The sequence below is a fragment of the Lutibacter oricola genome, assembly GCF_900106565.1.
GTDB classification, from domain to species: domain Bacteria; phylum Bacteroidota; class Bacteroidia; order Flavobacteriales; family Flavobacteriaceae; genus Lutibacter; species Lutibacter oricola.
Genome location: NZ_FNNJ01000001.1, coordinates 428,476 through 450,950, shown reverse-complemented (window position 1 = coordinate 450,950; position 22,475 = coordinate 428,476). Strand labels below are relative to the sequence as shown.

The window sequence follows — 22,475 nt, the reverse complement described above, 5'->3', positions numbered from 1 at the left end:
ATTTTAATACAACTTTTACAACTAAATTTATTTTAATTACGTTGATATTTTACAAAAACCTTCATAAAAACAAGAACTGCGGTAATTATTCCTACAGAATTTGCTAAAATATCTAAATAATCTGCTTGTCTATAAGCTGTTAAGGCTCCTTGTAAAGCCTCAATAACTATGCCATAGATTAAAACACTAAAAGCAACAAAAACTACTTTTTTACGTAAATTAGAATGATTTTTAATAACCAACAACCAATTTAATGTTAAAATAGCATAAGCGCCAAAATGAACTAGCTTATCTGAATTAGTAACATTTATTTTTATAGAGCTTTGAATTGAAATTAAACTTCCAACTGTTATTGCTGCTGTTATTAAAATTGCTGTTATTAAAAATAGTTTACGCACCTATTAGTTCTTGATATGCTTCTGCAGATAATAAACCTTCAATTTCTGAAACATTTGAAATAGAAATTTTAATCATCCAACCATCACCGTAAGGATCTGTATTTACTTTTTCTGGCTCATCTTCTAGCACTTCATTTAATTCTGTTACTTCACCAGACAATGGCATAAACAAGTCTGAAACTGTTTTTACAGCTTCTACTGATCCAAACACTTCATCTTTTTCTACTGTTTCATCTACAGTATCAACATCTACATAAACAATATCTCCAAGTTCTTTTTGTGCAAAATCTGTAATACCTACAGTAGCAATTTCGCCTTCAATTTTAATCCACTCGTGATCTTTTGTGTATTTTAATTCAGATGGTATATTCATTTTTCTATTTTTATTTATGTTAATTTAATTTCCTAAAATGTATCTAACACTTAACCCAGAGCTAATTGATTGTCTTGGAAAAGTTGTTGAAATTGCATATTGCGATGAACTTTGATCGAAATAAAATGATGCTGTTAAATTTCTGCTCAAGGCATAATCTGCAAAGAATTTTAATGATAATAATCGTTGACCTCCAGTTACTTGATCATTATCTTCATCAATTGCTCTTATAATGGTTTCATTATCTCTTAAAGATAAATCGGCTCTAAGGTTTAAATCTCCTTTAATTTTAGTCTTTTTACCTCCAAAATTAAAGCTCATAGGTAAATCTTTAATTCTATACCCTAATCCAACAACATACTCGGTTCCTTTAACTTGGGTAATGGTATTATTATTAAAATTTAATGTTAAACCTCTATCTGTATTTATTCTTCCACTAAATGAAACTGAGTTTTTCATTTTTACATCCACCTTAATTAATGGTGAAAATTCTTCAACTAAGTTAACATTGGTAAACAAGGTTTCATTAAAGTAGTTACCTGCAATATCCGTATTATTAATATTGTTAGCATCGAACTCTAAATTATTAGTAAAATTAGTAATAGAATATAACGAGTTATAACTATGAGATATTGAAAAACTTCTAAAGCGTTTTTTAAACCACTTTAGTTTCATAAAACCTTTATAATCTAATTGCCATCCTGGAATTGGAATATTTCTAAACGCATCTAATTTTACACCTGAAGCTTCTTTTCCTGTATAGGCAGCTAAAAACGCAGGTAACATTACTTGTTGGCTAGTTAATCCATAACCTGATATATCTTGATTTTTACTTTGAGCCAGTCGCTGTGCAATAATAGCTCTATTTGCTTTAAACTCTTCAAAATTAGCATCTACATCTTTAAAAGAACTACCCAACATATTGTAGCTAATACTAAAGTTACCATATTCCGAAACAGGCGAATCTTCAATTAAACTATTGTTAACAACATCCATTTGCTGAGATGTGTTTTTTGTGTATGTTTTATTACCTCTAAATTGAATATCGAGGTTTTTAATTGGCTCTACAGTAATATTTACATCAAACTTATTTAAATGTGTTCTGCTATACGTTCTGTTATAATAAGCATCATCTTCAGTTCTAGATAACAACCAACCGTTTTCAATAGCTTTTTGTCTAATATCTACCTGACTACCAAAAACGAATCCTAAACTTGGTGCTAAACTACCATTGTAAGAATCTCTACCTAAAAACCCTATTTCTGGAACATAACCTGGTAAATAAGTACCATTGTTTTCGCTATAATTAAATCTTGCTTTTTTAATTGAAGTTAGCAAGCCATAAAATGTTTGGCCAATTTTACCTCCTAAAGTTTTAGGTTTCTTTTTAACGCTACTCCTTCTCATTGCTGGCAATGCTGTACCTGCTTTAGATGCAACCTTAGATGCTTTAGATTTTTTAGTAAATAATTTATCTAACCCTATATTTTTATAGAACTTATTAAAATCTACATCGGCTCCCCAAGTATGTGTATTTGCATTTTGTATAACATTCCCAACCTGATCTACATATGATTGTGATGCTGCTTGCCAGTCAAAATCTGCTGTATATGCATAATCGGCTTTAATAAAATTAATCAATGGTAATTTATCTAAAGGTAATTTATAAGTACCGTTTAAAGATTGGTGATAATGGTCTGGTCTTCCAATAGAGAAAAATCTTTCAAAAATATCTACTTCTTCTCCTTCGAAGTTATCATATACATAGTTATTACTTGCTCTAAAATTGAATTGTAACGATTTTGTAAGGTTATATCCAATATTATAGTCCCAATCAAATAAATAATTACGCTGCTCTAATGTTGGTAAACTTGGTAAATCTGCCACTAAACTTCTTGATAATTGCTCCGAATAACTTCTATAAATATTTGAATTTACTGAAATTGTAGATGGTAACAAGTTTACATTAAAATCTTTTATAAACTTTAAATACTTTTTATCTAGAATTTTTAAATTTTTAAAAGGTTCAATTGTTTTAGCCTCAAAACTATGATTGTAATTTGCCGAAGCTCTCATATTTTGCTCTAAATCCTTTTGAACATTATAATCTTTGTGGAAGTTCTCATTATAAGCTCCAGAAACAGATAAATTTTCTACAGAATAAAAACGTTGCTTACTTGTACTTTCTGGATTACGTTGCTTTCTAACATTAATTAAGCTAATACTTCTTCTTTTTGTATAATCTCTGGCATTTTTACTATTTGGATTAATATCTTTAGCTTCGTCAAACAAAACATCTTGATATTGTGGATCGTATTTAGGGTCAGCAACTGCTTCAGAAATACTATAATTTAATGGTAGCTCAACACCCCATTTTTTAGGTAATAATTGTCCTAAATTTACATTGGTTACTAAATCGTACGATTTTGTATCTTCTTGGCTACGCTCATTTACACGCTGCTCAATACCTCCAAAACCTTGCGTTTCCATTCTTCCTGTTACAGAAACATCTGCAAAATCGGCAAAATTTGCATCGGCACTAACAACTGCAGCCCAACCACCTTCATTATCAAATTCTGCAACACGCATTTCATTAAACCAAATTTCTGCACTTTGAGGTGTAGCTGAAACATTTTTTACACCTAACATTATTGTTTTAATGTTCGATAAATTAGGACTACCTTTTACTCTAATATCATAACCTTCCAAACCTTCAATTGGAGAAGGCATTCCTTCGGCAGGATATAAAACGTTAGATACTTCACCGTCATTAAAACGTAACAGTTTTAATTTACCTAAATTTTCTAAAAGTACATCTAAATTATTGTCTGTAGGCCATACTTCATCTCTAGCCGTAACACCATAATCAGATATATTTAATAGTTTTTCTAATTGATAGAAGTTATCATCTAAATCACTACCAATTCTAACTATTGCTTTTAATTCACCATCTTGAACTTGAGATTTTGTTTGAATTCCTTCGGCATGTAAAAACAATTTTAAATGTTTATACATGTTTAAATCTACGCTTACATTTTTATAAATTCCTCTAATTTCGTTTTCTTCTAAATCCGAAACTTTTAAAGATAAACTTTGCTCGTTTTGTTGCTGAAGTGTTGTACTTCCTCTTAAAACTTCTCGTTCAATTCCAGGAGGTAAAACGTAATTAATTGGAATTCTATCTTCGTTTTCTTGAATATTAACTACTCCTACTTCAAAATTTTGCAAATCTGCATTTGATAAATCTTGTGATGGATTAATAGCCTCATCTAATGTTTTTGTATAACGTCTCCAATCTCCACGTACTAATTGTAGTTCTCCAAAACGTAATACAACCGGCATTTTAAATTTGGTTAAAAACATACGCATAAAACGTATAGAATTATAACCAGTAATACCATTTATTGTTTCATCTGGTGTTGCAATCTGAATTCTAAATTGTAACCATCTGTATTTTTTTTCACTTCCATCTTCTAACTCAACATCTACATATTTTTCATCAACAATATGATTTTGTCCAACAACTAAATCATTTTTATTCATAGAAACTTTATACTGATAATAACTTTCAACAGAATTCATTGTTTGATCCTTGTTTATATCCTCAGTATCTGGGTATGTTGTTGCAGAAGTTGGGTAACTTTCTGTAGATAAATTATTGGTTGGCGAGTTTCCTTGTGTATTATTGTATTTCTTATATCTTGTTAAAATTGAAGCATCTGTATTATCATATTCTGAACTTCTATAATAACTATAATTATCGTTTGATGGATCTGCTCCAAAACCACTACCAAATTTTGCCAACTCACCTTCATCATCTAAACCATCAAAACCAACATCTTGATTTTTACGTTCGCTATCACTATCGCTAAAAGCATACAATAAAGATTGGTTTGTAGGAATTCTACCCCAAGTTGTATCTTCAAAATTAGTATCTAACGCATCTACTGGCAATCCGTTTTCATACATTTTTCTACCATCTTTCAATACATCTTCAGATATATTACCTAGGTTAAAATATAAATCACCAACTTGGTTTAAAATATTACTTGGATCAACTCCTGCTGGTAAACCTTCTTCATTTGTAATTGAATAATGCTCGTAAGGATCCATTAACCAAAACTGAATATACTCAACATTAGATTGCTCAAAGTTTGTTGTATTTAACGCTCTAGTAATACCTCCCCAACGTTCTTCTGGATCTGTAAATTTACCATCTGCACCAACATTACTTTCATCAAAATTATAACTTCCTCTTTCATTTGGAAAGTAAGCTAAATCAAAAGTTCTAACAATGGTAGATTGTGTTAAATCTAATTCTTGTTCAGGGAACAATTCTTCATATCTTACTCTTCTTACCTCAGCTCTAGATAACTCATCATTATCTATATTATCTGGTTTTGTTGAACTACCACCATAAAATAAAGGATCAATTATATACCACGAAAGCTTTGCTCTTTTATAACCGTATGATAAATCTGTAGCGTTACCATTAAAGTTAAAATTATCTTGGTATTGTGGCGTACTTGCCAAATGCCATTGCTGAATTGACTTTATTTCTAAAGGTATTTGAGAACCTTCAAAATCATCTACATATGAAGTTGCTTCTCCATCCTGTTCAATTCTTTTTGGCGAACCAGGTTTTAAGTATGCAAAATCTCCTCTAATAGAAAAGTTTGAAATTGCATCGGTATCTATATTTGGTAATTTATTAACCAGTTTTGTTAAAAAAGGCACTTCGTTACCATAACTTGCGTTTAAACCAAAAATAGTATTATTAATTGGTTCTTGACCAAAAACAGCTTTTTGAGTTATTGGCTTTTCATTTAAATTTAAAAATGTAGCACCAGCAACAAATTTATCAGAAAACTTATGTTCTATATCAACACCTAAAAAACGTTTTGTTTGAAGATTAAATGCGGCATTATTTTCTACTGAAACTTCAATTGGTGCATTAGAAGCCTCTAAACTAGGGTTTACAATTTGTACTCTACCCATTTGGTAATCTACAACAAAATCTACTCCTTCAACTAGTTCTCGACCTCCTGTAGTAACTCTAACCGAACCTTGAGGCACATTAAAAGCTCCTAGAGGAATTCCGTTTGAACTTTCAGACTTATGGTAACCTTTAATTAAATATTTATCTTTATTTTGATAACTGTTTTTAGCTTCAACTTGGGTAAGATCATATAGCTCGTTAAAAATATATGTTGCATCTTCAGTATTGGTCAGTTTAGTTCCTAGTGCAGCTCCAAAAGGTCGTACTGTTGGAAATATTATATACCCATTTTCTGAATTTACCGTTGAACCTTCAACATAATCAAAATAACCATCACCCTCTGGTGTTTCAAACTGATTTTGGTCTAACCTATCTACATTTAATAAGTTTAATATTGTTTTATCACTAAACCCCGTAGTTTGCGCATTTTGTAAGGTATTAATTGCTACCCCAGTTTCATCGTCTCTATACAACAATTCCAATCTAAAACCATCAGAATTCATTCTATATGTTTGCAGCGAGTATACGTTTTTCATCATTAAATCCCACATTGGAGTTTCTGTACTAATGATTTCACTACGCAATAATTTTACAACAATATTTTCTGGAGCAATAATACCATCACTCGTAAATTCTCCAACTCTATAAACTTGAGATTCTCCATTAACCGTATATTCAAAAGAAACCGCTAACACATCAGAATCTGTTAATCTTCTATTTAAAGATATAAATCCTAATTGCCTGTGAATTGTAAATTCATCTGGGCGCAATTTAATAGCGTTTTCTAGTACAGAATAATCTCTACCTTGCTGCATAGAATAAGGTGCAACTCCATCACTTACTGTAGATATACTTCTTACAGGATTTGTTGTTGTTAAAATATCTGAAATATTATTAGCTGTATTTGAAGGTAAAAGCTCTCCACCTACCGGAATAACATTTGCAGGTCCAATATTAGTTGCATCTGCTTCACCTAAATCGGCAAGTGCTACAATATTTCTAATATCTACAGTTGTTGCATTTCTGTTGGTAACCCAAACTTCAACTTTTGTAATATTTACAGTACTATTAATTAACGGGTACTGTAACATTGCTGTGTTATAATTATCTTTAAAGTATTGAGATAAAAAGAAGTGACGATTTGCATCATAATCCGAAGCTTGCATTTCGAATTCTTGAATTGTAGAACCTCCTTCCGCTGAAACGGAACGAGTTTGTGATTTTTGTTCTGCAAACACTCCTGTAACCGTTGTATTACCAAACTTTAATTGTGTTTTAACACCAAATAAGCTTTGAGCACCTACAATTAAAGAGTTTTTTAGAGGCATACTAACATTACCAACTTCAACTTTCTGTAAAATATCATCTTCAGTTGGCGTAAATTCTAATTTAATTTGATTTTGAAAGTTGAATGTTGATTGCGTATCGTACTGCGCACCAACTTTTAAACGAGTACCAACTTTTGCTTGAATACTTGCACTTATTTCTTGATCAAAATCAAATGTAAAACTACTTCTATTTCTTTCGGAAAGTTGAGGGTTATCTACCTTTTGGTACAAAGCACCCATTTTAACTAATACAGAACCTGAAGGGTTAACTTCAATAGTATTACCACCAAATATAGATTCGAAAAAGTTAGAATTTACATAATACGTAGGTAATAAATCTTTTTGAGCATCCGCTGCTCCTTTCTTTTTACTGTTTGTTGCGCTAATTTTTTTCTTATAATAACCCAACATATCTTTTTTAAGCTTATACTCTTTATAGTCTTCTTGCGACATGTAAATTGGACGCCTAATTGAGTAATCACCAATTTTTTCAACAATTACATATTGTTTTAAATCGGTATCGTATATTATTTCTGATTTTGAAGGGTCTGATAAAAACAAACTTCCAACATCATTCCTTTTAAAAGGGTATTTTAAAGAATCTACTTTTTTTATTACTTCAGTAGAATCAGCTTTTTTACCTGGAGGAGTTCCTGGCGGAGGTGGAGCTTGCGCATTTAGCTGCGAGACAGCTAAACTTAAAAATAACACTAAAAAATATAAATTAACTATCTTTTTCTTTTTCAAACCTTATAAATTTTTAAGAGCCCTTTTTATTAAAAGTTCAACACTCATTGAAAAATCTTCTAATAAAATTTTATCTAAAACTTTTTCGCATTGTTTTTTGTTGAAACCTAAGACTTCTAATGCAATTAACGCTTCATTTTTGTTGGTATTGCTCTCTGTAGTAGAAATTTCGTCTACAGCAAAGCTTTTTAAAATCTTATCTTTTAAATCTATAAGTACTCTTTGAGCCGTTTTAGCCCCAATTCCTTTCACAGATTGAATTACACCAACATTTCCAGATGCGATTGCTTGTTGAATTTCATCGGTTGTCATAGAAGATAACATAGTACGTGCAATACTAGGCCCAACACCTGAAACAGATATTAAAAGCCTGAATATTTCGCGTTCAACACTATCAATAAATCCAAACAATGTATGCGAATCTTCTTTTACAGCAAGATGCGTGTACAAAAACACAGCTTCAGAATCTGGGATTTTAGAATAAGTATTTAATGAAATGTGTAACATATAACCCAGACCTGACGCTGCTTCAACAACAACATAGGTAGGGTTTTTTTCGACTAATTTTCCTTTAATATGAGTGATCATTTTTACCTTGGACTATTAACATCCAAATGTAGTAAAATAATCTTTATTATTTTTCGCATTTTCTTGAGCATCTATAACAGCTACACAAACCATATTTACAATCTCATCTACACTTGAACCCAACTGTAAAATTTGAACAGGTTTTTTTAATCCCATAGCTATTGGACCAATAATATCTGTTTTATTTAAACTTTTAATTAATTTATGGCTAATATTAGATGCGTTTAAGTTTGGAAAAATTAAGCCATTTACTTTTTTACCATGAATTTTTGTAAACGGAAATGTTTCACCACGCATAGTTCTACTCAATGCAAAATCTGCTTGAATTTCTCCATCAATATTAATTTCTGGAAAACATTCATGAATTTTCTTTATTGCTAAGGCTCCTTTGTTCGCCGATTTTGATTTTGCCGAACCAAAGTTAGAATACGAAAGCATGGCTAAAACAGGATCAATTCCAAATAATTTAATTAATCTATGTGTCATTCTTGAAATCATTACTAATTCATCTGCATTTGGATTAATATTAAACGCAGTATCAGCAAAAAACATAGGGCCTCTATCTGTAATTAAAATACTAGTTGCCGCAACACGCTCTACACCTTCTTCCATTCCAATAAGCTCAATAATAGGTTTTGCAACTGTTGGAAAACTTCTAGAATAACCAGAAACTAAAGAATCTGCCTCACCTTCGTTTACCATCATTGCAGCAAAATAGTTACGCTCACGCATCCATTTTTGAGCATCTAATAAAGTAATTCCATTACGGTTATGTTTTTTAAAATAAATTTGAGCAAATTTATTTCGCCTTACTTTTTCTTCATCAGATTTTGGATCAATAATTTGCAAATCAGCTTCAAAATTTAATTCGCTCATTAACTCTTTAATAACCTCCTTATTTCCTAAAAGAATAGGTTTTGCAATACCATCATCATATACAATTTGAGCTGCCTTCAACACATTTAAATGATCAGCTTCGGCAAATATTACAGATTTAGGATTTGCCTTTGCTCTTGAAGTTAACACACGCATTAATTTACTACCTGCACCTAATCTTTCTGCTAATTCTTCTTTATATACATCCCAATCTGTAATTGGCATTTTTGCAACTCCAGATTCCATTGCAGCTTTTGCAACTGCAGGAGGAACTTCAGTAATTAACCGCGTATCAAATGGTTTGGGAATAATATATTCTCTACCGTATTGAATGTTTTTTTCACCATAGGTTATATTTACCTGCTCAGGCACAGACTCTTTCGTTAAATTTGCTAAAGCATGCACCGCAGCCATTTTCATTTCTTCGTTAATTATAGTTGCTCTCACATCTAAAGCTCCTCTAAAAATAAATGGAAAACCAAGTACATTATTCACTTGGTTAGGATGATCTGAGCGACCTGTAGCCATAATTACATCTTTTCTTGTTTTTACTGCTAAGTCGTAACCAATTTCTGGATTTGGATTTGCCATTGCAAATACAATTGGATCGTTTGCCATAGTTAACAACATTTCTGGTGTAAACACATCGGCAATTGAAAGCCCTATAAAAACATCGGCATTATTTACTGCTTCATTTAGTGTATAAATATTTCTATCTGTAGCAAATTGGGCTTTTTGAGGAGATAGATTTTCAATATCTTTTCTAATTACACCTTTACTGTCGCACATAACAACGTTTTCAATTTTAGCACCTAATGCTAAATACAATTTAGTACAAGAAACCGCTGCTGCTCCGGCACCATTTACTACAATTTTTATTTCTGAAATCTTTTTCCCTGCAATTTCTACTGCATTTTTCAATGCTGCTGCAGAAATTATTGCGGTACCATGTTGATCATCGTGCATTACAGGAATATCCAATTCCTCTTTTAATCTTCGCTCAATTTCAAAAGCTTCAGGAGCTTTAATATCTTCTAAATTTATACCTCCAAAAGTTGGTGATATATTTTTTACTGTTTCAATAAATTTATCTACATCTTTAGTGTCAACTTCAATATCAAACACATCAATATCTGCAAATATTTTAAAAAGTAATCCTTTACCTTCCATAACAGGCTTCCCTGCTAAAGCTCCAATATCTCCTAAACCTAAAACAGCAGTACCATTAGAAATAACCGCTACTAAATTACCTTTTGCAGTATATTTGTATGCATCATCTTCATTTTCTTCAATAGCCAAACAAGGCTCTGCTACACCTGGAGAATATGCTAAAGACAAATCTTTTTGAGTTGCATATTTTTTAGTTGGCACTACTTGTATTTTTCCTGGTGTTGGGTATTGATGGTAGCGTAAAGCTTCGCTCTTTTTTTTGGACTTACTCATAATAATATTAGGTTTACACTAACAAATTTATCAATAAATCAATAATACAATGTGTAATTCTACTTTTTTATTACGAAAACGAAATAATAGTTACACAACCTCTAATTAAACACAAAAAACATTACGAGTCTTCTATTTTAAAAATGAAATATTACGCTGTAAACCAACAAATTTAGTTCTTTTTACTGCAGATTTTTTAAATACTTTTTTAAACACATCTTCCGTAATCTCTTCCCAATCATTTTTTGTCATAGATAATAAATCTGGATGTGGTTTAAATTTTTTTTCGGAATGTGGTGTTGAGAATCTATTCCACGGACAAACATCTTGGCAAATATCACAGCCAAACATCCAATTTTCAAATTTCCCTTTTACTGAAGAAGGAATTTCATCTTTTAATTCAATAGTAAAGTATGAAATACATTTAGAACCATCTACGGTATTGTTTGGTAAAATAGCTTCTGTAGGGCAAGCATCTATACATTTTGTGCAATTACCACAATGGTCTGTTTTAAAAGGAGTGTCTGTTTCTAATTCTAGATCTAAAATTAATTCAGCCAAAAAGAAAAAAGACCCTTTATTTTTTTGAATTAATAAGGAATGTTTTCCTATCCAACCTAAACCGCTTTTTTGAGCCCAAGCTCTTTCCATAACTGGAGCCGAATCTACAAATGCTCTTCCGTTTACTTCACCTATTTCATTTTGAATAAAAAAAGCAAGTTCATTTAGTTTCGCTTTAATAATTTGATGATAATCTTCACCATAGGCATATTTAGCAACTTTAAAGGTTTCTTTATTTTGAATTTCTTCAGGAAAATAATTAAACGATAAACTTATTACAGATTTTGCACCTTCTACCAACAGACGTGGATCCAATCGCTTATCGAAATGATTTTCCATGTATTTCATTTCCCCATGAAAACCATTCTTTAACCATTGCTCTAAATTAGAAGCTTCTTCTTCTAAAAACTCAGCTTTAGCTACGCCACAAGATTCAAAGCCCAATCGCTTTGCTTCTTGTTTAATTAATACCGAATATGATTCTTTAGCAGCTTTCAACTCGCTACAAATCTAAAAAAACCTTTTAATTGTTTACCTTTTCTGTACCTCAATTCTAATAATTGTTAACTAAATTGTTACATTCTATCTACATTCAAGATATAAAAATTGTTCTGTAATAGACAAAATAGTATTAAAACTCTTCAGCATAGTAAAGTAATTTTGGAGTATAATCTTTAACCAAAAACATGTATAATTAATGTTAAACAGTAAAAAATTAACCATTAAAGAAAAATTAGGGTATGCTTTGGGCGATACCGCAGCAAACATTGCTTGGAGAACCATTGGTCCTTTTTTACCCATTTTTTATACAGATGTTTTTGGTTTGGGAACTGCAGCTGTAGCTACCTTACTTTTGGTTATTAGACTTGGAGATGGTATTACCGATTTAATTATGGGTACCATTGCAGATAGAACAAAAACTAAATGGGGAAAATTTAGACCTTGGTTATTATGGACAGCCTTGCCTTTTGGAATTGCACTTATTTTACAATTTACAACTCCTAATTTAGGCTTAACAGGTAAAATTATTTGGGCGTACGCAACTTCTATATTTTATATTTTAGTTTACACGGCTAATAATGTTCCTTATTCCGCATTAATGGGTGTTATGACTTCAGATCTAAAAGAACGTACTGAACTTTCTTCATATCGATTTTTTGGAGCCTATTTTGGAGGTATAATTGCTACTGTTGGAGTTATTGCTCTTGTTGATTATTTAGGAAATGGTAATGCAAACATTGGTTACCAATATACTATGTATGTACTTGCATTTATTCTTGCATCGTTTTCATTAATAACATTTTTAACAACTAGAGAAAGAGTACCTGATATTAGCGGGAACACTTCAAACATAAAAGACGATTTAAAGGATTTAATTAAAAATAAAGCTTGGTTAATTCTACTTTTTATTGGTTTTGTATTTGTTACCTATAATATTATAAAACAAAGTTCTGCAATGTATTATTTTACACATTATGTAAATGATACTGATAATACTTTTGGATGGCTATCTTCTTGGGGAGGTAAAAATGGTTTAGCTGGTTTGTACCTACTATCATTGTTAATTATTTCAATGATTTCAACTTTTTTTGCACCAGTTTTAACTCAAATATTTGGTAAACGAACCTTATTTATTTTAGCCTTATTGTTTTCAGCAATTTCTGCTGCAGCAATGTATTGGTTAGATGCAGATGATGTAATTTCAATTTTCTCTTTAGGTATTATTTCTGAATTTGGGGCAGGACTTACACCAATATTGTTTTTTGCAATGCTTGGCGATACAGCTGATTATTCTGAATATAAAAACGGAAGAAGAGCAACTGGATTAATATTTTCTGCTGGAACATTTGCTATGAAATTTGGTAGCGGTGTTGCAGGAGCAATAACACTAGCTGTATTAAACTTCTATAATTACAATGGTCAAGCTGCTATAAAAACTACAGAAATGCTTGAAGGTATAAAACTAAACATGAGTATTGTACCAGCACTTTTTGTACTAATTGGTATTGTTGCCCTGCTATTCTACCCATTAACAACTAAAAAAATGCAAAAGATTGAAGAAGAATTAAAAATACAAAGAAACCAAACAACGTAATAAACCAACTAAGCTACATTAAAATAAACCACTGTTTCTAACCAAAACAGCACTCTTAACATAGCTACAAAACTTAGAATATGAAATACGGTCATTTTGACGATGCTAACAGAGAATATGTAATTACAAACCCAAGAACACCCTACCCTTGGATAAATTACTTAGGAAACGAAGATTTCTTCTCTCTAACATCTAACACTGGTGGTGGATATACTTTTTATAAAGATGCAAAATTTAGACGTTTAACTCGCTACAGATACAATAACGTACCCGTAGATGATGGCGGAAAATATTTTTACATTAAAGATGAAGATACTATTTGGTCTCCAGGGTGGAAACCAGTAAAAACAGAACTAGATAGCTACGAATGTAGACATGGTATGAGCTATACTAATTTCAAAAGTTCAAAAAACGGATTAGAAGCTGAAGTTTTACAATTTATTCCGTTAGGTTTTTGGGGTGAAATTCAAAAAATAAGTTTAAAAAACACGTCATCTAAAGCAAAAACTATAAAACTCTTTTCTTTTATTGAATTTGCGCTATGGAATGCTGAAGATGATATGACAAACTTCCAACGTAATTTTAATACAGGTGAAGTTGAAGTTGAAGACTCGGTTATTTACCACAAAACAGAATTTAAAGAACGTAGAAATCATTATGCTTTTTACTCTGTAAACGAAGCTATTAATGGTTTTGACACCGATAGAGAATCCTTTATTGGACTATATAATGGTTTTGACGCTCCAGATGCTGTAACCGAAGGAACATCAAAAAACTCAATTGCACACGGCTGGTCTCCAATTGCATCACATTATATTGAAATTGAATTACAACCTAACGAAGAAAAAGACTTTGTTTTTATGTTGGGTTATATTGAAGTTGATGAAGATAATAAATGGGAAAGTAAATCTGTAATCAATAAAAAACCTGCAAAGGAAATGATTGCAAAGTTTGATACTGTTGAAAAAGTAGATACAGCTTTTAACGATTTAAAAAGATATTGGGATAATTTACTGGGAAAAATCAACATTCAATCTGGCGATGATAAACTAGACAGAATGGTGAACATATGGAACCAATACCAATGTATGGTTACATTTAATATGTCTAGATCTGCCTCATTTTTTGAATCAGGTATTGGGCGTGGAATGGGCTTTAGAGATTCAAACCAAGATTTAATTGGTTTTGTACATCAAATCCCTGAAAGAGCTCGAGAACGAATTTTTGACATTGCTTCTACACAATTTGAAGATGGATCTTGTTACCACCAATACCAACCATTAACTAAAAAAGGAAATGCAATTTTAGGTGGAGATTTTAACGACGATCCACTATGGCTAATACTTTCAACAACAGAATACATTAAAGAAACTGGAGATTTTTCTTTATTAGATGAACTAGTTCCTTTTGATAATGATATATCAAGAGCAAAGCCTCATTTCGATCATTTAAAAGCCTCGTTTTATCATGTTGTAAACAATTTAGGACCTCACAAACTACCTCTAATTGGTAGAGCAGACTGGAACGATTGTTTAAACTTAAATTGCTTCTCTAACGATCCAAATGAATCTTTTCAAACTACAGGAAACAAAAAAGGAAAAACAGCAGAATCTTTAATGATTGCAGGGCTCTTTGTAGTTTATGGAAAAGAATTTATAAAGCTTTGTAAAACTATTGGCAAAACTGATGAAGCAAAAAAAGCTCAAACTCACGTTGATAATATGATAGAAGCTGTAAAAGAATATGGCTGGGATGGAGATTGGTATTTACGTGCATATGACTATTATGGCAAAAAAGTAGGTTCAAACGAAAACGAAGAAGGTAAAATATTTATTGAGTCTCAAGGTTGGTGCTCTATAGCTGAAATTGGTTTAGAAGACGGCATGGTAAAAAAATCTTTAGATTCAGTAAAAACACATTTAGATTGTGAATTTGGTATTGTTTTAAACAGTCCTGCTTTTACTAAATATTATGAAGAATATGGAGAAATCTCTACATATCCCGCAGGTTATAAAGAAAACGGTGGTATATTTTGCCATAACAATCCTTGGATAATGATTGCTGAAACAATTATAGGAAGAGGCGATCAAGCTTTTGATTATTATTCCAAAATAACACCAAGTTATTTAGAAGAAATTTCAGAATTACACAAAGTAGAACCCTACGTATACTGCCAAATGATTGCAGGAAAAGAAGCTTTTAAACCGGGTGAAGCCAAAAACTCTTGGTTATCCGGTACAGCTTCTTGGAATTTTTATGCAATTACTCAATACATTTTAGGTGTAAAGCCAGATTATAATGGTTTATCTATAAACCCATGTATTCCATCTCATTGGGAAGGATTTAAATTTACAAGAGAATTTAGAGGAGCTACCTACAATATAACTGTAAAAAACCCAAATAAAGTTAGTAAAGGAATTAAAGAAATTATTGTAAATGGTGAAAAGATAGACTCTAACATAATTCCAATACTTTCAAAAAATAAAGAACACGTTATTACCGTAATAATGAGTTAGTATTAATTAAGTTTTAAGTAAAAAAGGAGCTAAACTTTTTTAAAACTAGCTCCTTTTTTTAAAATTATTATTAAACCGAATAAACCTAAAAAATTGCTCAATCTTCAAATTTTAAAATAACTTAACAATTATGCTTTTAAAAAAAATCACCTTCATTCTACTCTGTTTAGCAATATTTGTAAGCTGTTCAAAAAAAAACAATAAAGAAACATCTATGGATACTATTTCTACAAAAGTTGATTCTTTACTAAACATAATGACATTGCAAGAAAAAATTGGTCAAATGAACCAGTACAATGGCTTTTGGGATGTTACTGGACCAACACCAAAAGAAGGAAATGCCGAGGCAAAATATCAGCATTTAAAATCTGGAATGGTTGGCTCTATGCTTAACGTTGTTGGTGCTGAAGAAAATAAAAAAATTCAGCAAATAGTTGTTGAAGAAACACGTTTAGGAATTCCTTTAATAATTGGCTTTGATGTAATCCACGGATATAAAACTTTAAGTCCAATTCCGCTAGCAGAAAGTGCTAGTTGGGATCTAAAAGCTATTGAAAATTCAGCAAAAGTAGCAGCGTCAGAAGCTTCAGCATCTGGTATCAATTGGACATTTGCTCCAATGGTAGATATTTCTAGAGATGCCCGTTGGGGAAGAGTTATGGAAGGCGCTGGTGAAGATCCGTATTTAGGAAGCTTAATTGCAAAGGCAAGAATTAATGGTTTTCAAGGTAAAGACTTATCTGCAAAAAACTCAATTGCAGCTTGTGCAAAACATTTTGCAGGCTATGGTTTTATAGAGTCTGGTAGAGAATATAATGGTGTAGATATGAGTAATTCATTTTTACACAATTTAGTTTTACCTCCATTTAAAGCTGCTGCAGATGCAGATGTTAAAACTTTTATGAATGCTTTTAACGATTTTAACGGAATACCAGCTACCGGAAATAAAATGCTGCAAAGAGATATTTTAAAAGGTAAATGGAACTATAAAGGTTTTGTAATCTCAGACTGGGCATCAATTAAAGAAATGGTTTCGCACGGTTATGCAAAAGATGGTGAGGCCGCTACAAAATATGCTGTAAATGCAGGTTCAGATATGGATATGGAATCTTACTTATACGTAAATCATATTGAAACTCTTGTTAAAAACGGAGAAGTTAAAGAAGAATTAATTGATAATGCCGTTAAACGAATTTTAACTGTAAAATATGAATTAGGTTTATTCGAAGATCCTTATAAATATTGTGATACTGAACGAGAAAAAAGTGTAGTGGGTAGCAAAAAAAATCATGAAGCTGTATTAGATATGGCAAAAAAGTCTATTGTGCTTCTTAAAAACGAAAATCAATTACTTCCCCTAAAAAAACAAGGCTTAAATATTGCTGTTATTGGGCCATTGGCAAATGACAAGCATAGCCCTTTAGGAAGTTGGAGAGGTAAAGCTGAAGATAACTCTGCCGTTTCTTTACTTGAAGGTTTAAATGCGTATACTGGAAATAAAATTACACATTCAAAAGGTGTAAAACTAGTTGAAGGAACACCTAACTTTATTAATGAAGTTAAAATTAATTACACCGATAAAACAGGGTTTTCACAAGCAATTGCTTCAGCAAAAAATAAAGACGTTGTTATAATGGTTTTGGGAGAACATGGTTTTCAATCTGGTGAAGCTCGAAGCAGAACTAACCTAAATTTACCTGGTTTACAACAAGAATTATTAGAAGAAATTTATAAAGTAAATAAAAACATTGTATTGGTTTTAATGAATGGTAGACCATTAACAATTAATTGGGCAGATGAGAATTTACCAGCTATTGTTGAAGCCTGGCATTTAGGTACAGAAAGCGGAAATGCTATTGCTCAAGTTTTATATGGAGATTATAATCCTAGTGGAAAGTTACCAATGACATTTCCTAGAAGTGTTGGTCAAGTTCCAATATACTATAATTATAAAAATACTGGTAGACCTGAACCAGATGGTGATTTGGTTTTTTGGTCTCATTATACAGACGAAGCTAATACACCTCTATACGAATTTGGTTACGGATTAAGTTATACAACTTTTGAATATTCAGATGTAAAATTATCTTCAAAAGAAATAAACTCTTCAAACAATAAAATTGAAGTAACAGTTAAACTAACAAATACTGGTAAATATGAAGGAAAAGAAATTGTACAATTATACATTAGAGATTTGTTTGCAAGCACAACAAGACCTGTTAAAGAGTTAAAAGATTTTAAAATGGTTAATTTAAAACCTAACGAATCTAAATCAGTTAGTTTTACTATTTCAGAAAAAACATTAGAATTCTATTCTGCAAACAAAAAATGGGAAGCCGAACCAGGAGAATTCTCCTTATTTATTGGTGGTAGCTCTAACACAAACCTTAAAGAAAATTTTACACTAAACCGATAAGTATTTTAAAAAAGGTCAATTCTAATTAGAATTGACCTTTTTTTATAAAACTCGTTTTATACCTACAAATTCGTTTTTAAATTCTTTAGGAGTACAACTTTTAGATTTTTTAAACAACCTATTAAAGTTGGCAACACTATTAAAACCACATTTAAAACAAATTTCACCAATACTTAAATCGGTTTCTAATAACCATCTCGAAGCAAAGCTAATTCTGGTTGCGTTTAAATAATGAATAAATGTTTGTCCTGTTCGTTTTTTAATAAATCTATTAAAAGAAACCGGACTCATATTTACCAAACTAGAAATTTCATCTAAAGTTATTGTTCTTGAAAAATTTTGCTGAATATAATCGTATACTTTTTTTATTTTATCACTGTCATGAAAATCTTCTTTCTCTACACTAGACTTAGAAAGTAGCACTTGTCCTTCAGATTCAGCCAAGTCATTTAATATTGAAATAAATTCTAAATAATACTTAATACCCTGTATTCTTGGCAGTACCATTAACCTTGGCATTAAAGCATTGGTAGTTTCTCTAGAAAATAAAATTCCATGTTTAGACCTACTAAACATATCTTTTATAGGTTTAAATATTCTACGTGATAACATTTTATCACCCAATAAATCATTATGAATATGGATTGTTATTTCGTAAATTTCTTTACAAGTACACTCGTTTAATGTCCAACCGTGTACAATACTTGGCCCAACTAAAACTAATTCTAAATCATCAATTACATCGGTATGATCGCCAATAATTCTTTTTACTCCTTTACCTTTGTAAATAAAGTTCAACTCGTAAGCAGGGTGGAAATGAATTGGAAAATCAAAATCATCTTTTATCCTTTCTTCAACCAAGAAACTATCCTCTGGTATTAATCTGGTAATTTCTCTGTGAGCATTAACTATCATAAACATTATTATTAAACTTGAAATAAATATACAAAAAAATGACAAAAATCAATTAACATTCTCTTAACACAACTCTTAAATTTGTGTAGGTTATTAGTATAAATATTTAACAATCAGCTAAATTCATAATATATTATTAATAACAAAACTAAAGTTAACCGTATAAAAAGAACAATTAATTTAAAACATTTTTTATGAAAATTAAATTTTTAAAAGGTATTTCATTACTATTATTTCTTTTGCTGTGCTCAAACATTCAAGCCCAAGAAATAAAAGGTACTGTATCCGATTCTAATGGTCCTTTACCTGGAGCTAACGTTCTAGTTAAAAGTTCTACAAATGGAACCACTACAGATTTTGATGGTAATTTCATTTTAAGCGGAGTTCCGTCAGACGCTGTATTACAAATTAGTTATGTTGGCTATGCTTCAAAAGAAGTTCCACTTAATGGAAAAACAACTATAAACATTATTCTTATTGAAGATGCAAACTCTTTAGAAGAAGTTGTTGTAGTTGGTTACGGAACTAAAAAGAAGAGTTTAGTTACTGGTGCTATTTCCAGTATAAAATCTGCCGATATTCAAAACAATGCTGCAACCAGAGTAGAACAGGCAATGCAAGGTAAAGTTTCTGGTATTTCTGTATTAACAAATTCGGGTTCTCCAGGTGCAGCTTCAAAAATTAGAATTAGAGGTACTGGTTCTAACGGAAATTCTGATCCTATTTATATTGTTGATGGTATGAAAACATATAGTATTGACAATATTGAATCTGGAGATATCGAATCTATTGAAGTATTAAAAGATGCAGCATCGTCTGCAATTTATGGTACTGAAGGTGCAAATGGAGTTGTAATTGTAACTACTAAATCTGGTAGAAATTACGAAAACCCTGTTATATCGTACAACACACAATTTGGTGTTCAAAGTGAGCGCACCAAAATGGAATTAATGAATGAATCTCAATACAGAACTTATTTAAATGAAGCTGGCGTTCAAGATATAGCTTCAAATGGTATTAATACAAATTGGTTAGATGAAGTTTTTGAAGATGCTTGGATGGAAAAACATCATTTAAGTTTTGCTGGTGGAAATGAAAAATCTACCTATTTAGTTTCTGCTTCTTATACAAACCAAGATGGTATTGTTGGCGGAAGTCAAGCCAATTTTAAACGTTACACTGCTCGTTTAAACTCTAAACACCAAATTAAAAAATGGTTAGAAGTTGGAAACAACCTAACATACTCTAACACGGATAGAAGTGTTATTGATGAAGATGATGAATATAGAGGTATTTTAAATAATGCTATTTTAATGGATCCTTTAACTCCTGTTGTATACGACGGTGTTCCAAGTAATGTTACTAATTTAGTTAATGCAGGACAAACTATTTTAACCAATAAAAACGGACAATATTATGGTTTACCAGCATATGTTACTGGTGAAATTGCTAATCCTGTTGCTATGTTATCTATTCAAAATAGAAATACAAAAACAGACAAAATATTAGGTACTTTCTTTGCGAATATTAAACCAATTGAAAAATTAGTAATTACTACAAGATTTGGTTTTGATGTAAATTACGCTACACAAAACAATTGGAACCCGGTTTATTATGTTTCTTCAGAAAGACAAAATTCTTTAGCTACTGTACAAGACGATATTACAAAAAACACATCTTGGCAATGGGAAAATTTTGCTACCTATAAAGATAGTTATGGCAAACATAATTACACTCTGTTAGCTGGTATGTCTGCCGAAAAATATCAATCTCCAAACTGGTATTTATTCTCTGGACCAATGCCTAAAGAAGGTGATAATTATGCGTATCACGATTTTACTCAAAATGATGATTTAGACCAAGTTGGTGGTACTTTTATTGAACGTAAAAAAACTTCATTATTCGGACGTTTCTCTTATGATTTTAATGATAAATATTTGTTAGAAGGTACTTTACGTTACGATAAATCAAGTGCTTTTTCTCCAAAGAACGATGCAGGCTTATTCCCTTCTATTTCTACAGGATGGGTTATTTCAAAGGAAGATTTCTGGAAAAACGAATCTAAAATAGGATACTTAAAATTAAGAGCTTCTTGGGGGCAAGTTGGTAGTGACCAAAACTTATTAGGTAATGAGCATTTACAATTTTTTGTAAGTGAAGGTATAAAAATCCCTGACGGAGATGGTGGCTTCTTACCTGGCTATGAAGCTGGTTCGATTCCAAACCCTGATTTAACATGGGAAACTTCAGAACAATTAGATTTAGGTTTAGACTTAAGAGCTTTTGATGGAAAATTAAAATTCTCTACAGATTATTTCGATAAAAAAACAAAAGATTTAATTGTAAGTGGAAACAGTTTAATTCCTCTTTCAGTTGGTCGTGAATATGGTAATTTTAATGGTGGTACAGTTACCAACAAAGGTTGGGAATTTGAACTTGGTTACAACGACAATGTTGGAGACTTTAGATACAGTGTTAATTTAAACCTTTCTACACTTAAAAACGAAGTAACAGAACTAGCTGTTGACTCTCCAATTGATGGAGTTTCTGTTAGAGGTTTCGACGGAACAACTCGTTTCGAAGAAGGTGAACCAATTTGGTATTTTAGAGGTTATAAAACTAATGGAATAGATACTGCAACTGGTGAAGTAATTGTTGTTGATGTTGATGGAAGTGGAGATATTACACCTAATGATATTACAAACATTGGAGACCCTCACCCAGACTTATTATATGGTGGACAAATTAGTTTAGGGTACAAAAACTTTGATTTCAACATGAATTTCCAAGGTACACACGGAAATGATATCTATATGATGTGGAATAGAACAGATCGTATTTACTCTAACAAACCTACTTTCTTATTTGACAATAGATGGACAGCCCCAGGCGATAACGCAAGTTACCCAAAAGCTGATGTTACTAGCGATGAATTATATAGAAGTGATTTAATGGTTGGTGATGGTTCTTATATGAGAATTAAACAAATTCAATTTGGTTATAACTTCCCTAAAGAATTAACTGAAAAAATGAGACTAGATCGTTTACGCTTTTTTGTATCACTTGAAGATTATTTCACATTTACAAAATATAAAGGTTTAGATCCTGAAGCAGGAAGTACAAATAACTTAAGTCAAGGTATTGACAGAGGAGTTTATCCAATTCCTGGAAAAATAATATTTGGCTTATCAGTAAACTTATAATTTTAAAAAAGTAAACA

11 protein-coding genes are annotated in these 22,475 nt (G+C 31.3%); 4 read left to right on the top strand and 7 right to left on the bottom strand.

Annotated features, from left to right (window positions below):
* Nucleotides 1–32: 32 nt before the first annotated feature.
* The 6 genes from BLU40_RS01935 to queG all read right to left on the bottom strand — a co-directional run bounded on the left by BLU40_RS01935 (nucleotide 33) and on the right by queG (nucleotide 11,811).
* Nucleotides 33–398 (bottom strand): VanZ family protein, encoded by a 366-nt coding sequence (locus tag BLU40_RS01935; protein ID WP_090119179.1) that lies wholly within the window; start codon nucleotides 396–398, stop codon nucleotides 33–35.
* Nucleotides 391–771: a glycine cleavage system protein GcvH gene (gcvH, locus tag BLU40_RS01930; protein WP_090119177.1), complete on the bottom strand. Its 381-nt coding sequence runs from the start codon at nucleotides 769–771 to the stop codon at nucleotides 391–393. Before gcvH ends, BLU40_RS01935 begins: the two co-directional genes overlap by 8 nt.
* A gap of 24 nt (nucleotides 772–795) precedes the next feature.
* Complete coding sequence (gene sov / locus BLU40_RS01925) at nucleotides 796–7,845, bottom strand: T9SS outer membrane translocon Sov/SprA (protein ID WP_245729874.1); 7,050 nt, start codon at nucleotides 7,843–7,845, stop codon at nucleotides 796–798.
* A 3-nt stretch (nucleotides 7,846–7,848) separates the two neighbouring features.
* Nucleotides 7,849–8,433 (bottom strand): Holliday junction branch migration protein RuvA, encoded by a 585-nt coding sequence (gene ruvA / locus BLU40_RS01920; protein WP_090119175.1) that lies wholly within the window; start codon nucleotides 8,431–8,433, stop codon nucleotides 7,849–7,851.
* 15 nt (nucleotides 8,434–8,448) lie between these two features.
* Nucleotides 8,449–10,752 carry an NADP-dependent malic enzyme gene (locus BLU40_RS01915; protein WP_090119173.1) on the bottom strand — a complete coding sequence of 768 codons (2,304 nt, stop codon included), beginning with the start codon at nucleotides 10,750–10,752 and terminating at the stop codon, nucleotides 8,449–8,451.
* 132 nt (nucleotides 10,753–10,884) lie between these two features.
* Nucleotides 10,885–11,811: a tRNA epoxyqueuosine(34) reductase QueG gene (gene queG / locus BLU40_RS01910; RefSeq protein ID WP_090119171.1), complete on the bottom strand. Its 927-nt coding sequence runs from the start codon at nucleotides 11,809–11,811 to the stop codon at nucleotides 10,885–10,887.
* 199 nt (nucleotides 11,812–12,010) lie between these two features.
* Here queG and BLU40_RS01905 point away from each other — a divergent pair, with 199 nt between their 5' ends.
* The 3 genes from BLU40_RS01905 to bglX all read left to right on the top strand — a co-directional run bounded on the left by BLU40_RS01905 (nucleotide 12,011) and on the right by bglX (nucleotide 18,340).
* Entirely contained in the window at nucleotides 12,011–13,408 is a 1,398-nt protein-coding gene (locus tag BLU40_RS01905; protein ID WP_090119169.1) for an MFS transporter, read from the top strand.
* An 80-nt stretch (nucleotides 13,409–13,488) separates the two neighbouring features.
* Nucleotides 13,489–15,924, top strand: coding sequence for a glycoside hydrolase family 94 protein (locus BLU40_RS01900; protein ID WP_090119167.1), 2,436 nt, complete (start codon nucleotides 13,489–13,491; stop codon nucleotides 15,922–15,924).
* Nucleotides 15,925–16,054: 130 nt separating this feature from the next.
* On the top strand, nucleotides 16,055–18,340 hold the full coding sequence (gene bglX, locus BLU40_RS01895) for a beta-glucosidase BglX (protein WP_090119165.1): 2,286 nt from the start codon (nucleotides 16,055–16,057) through the stop codon (nucleotides 18,338–18,340).
* A 42-nt stretch (nucleotides 18,341–18,382) separates the two neighbouring features.
* Here the strand turns inward: bglX and BLU40_RS01890 are convergent, their stop codons facing one another.
* Nucleotides 18,383–19,255 (bottom strand): helix-turn-helix domain-containing protein, encoded by an 873-nt coding sequence (locus BLU40_RS01890; RefSeq protein ID WP_090119163.1) that lies wholly within the window; start codon nucleotides 19,253–19,255, stop codon nucleotides 18,383–18,385.
* Nucleotides 19,256–19,449: 194 nt separating this feature from the next.
* On the opposite strand from BLU40_RS01890, the gene BLU40_RS01885 reads away from it, so the two are divergent.
* The gene (locus BLU40_RS01885; protein WP_090119161.1) at nucleotides 19,450–22,458 is read left to right on the top strand and encodes a SusC/RagA family TonB-linked outer membrane protein; all 3,009 of its coding nucleotides are present in this window, start codon (nucleotides 19,450–19,452) and stop codon (nucleotides 22,456–22,458) included.
* The last annotated feature ends 17 nt before the right edge of the window (nucleotides 22,459–22,475 follow it).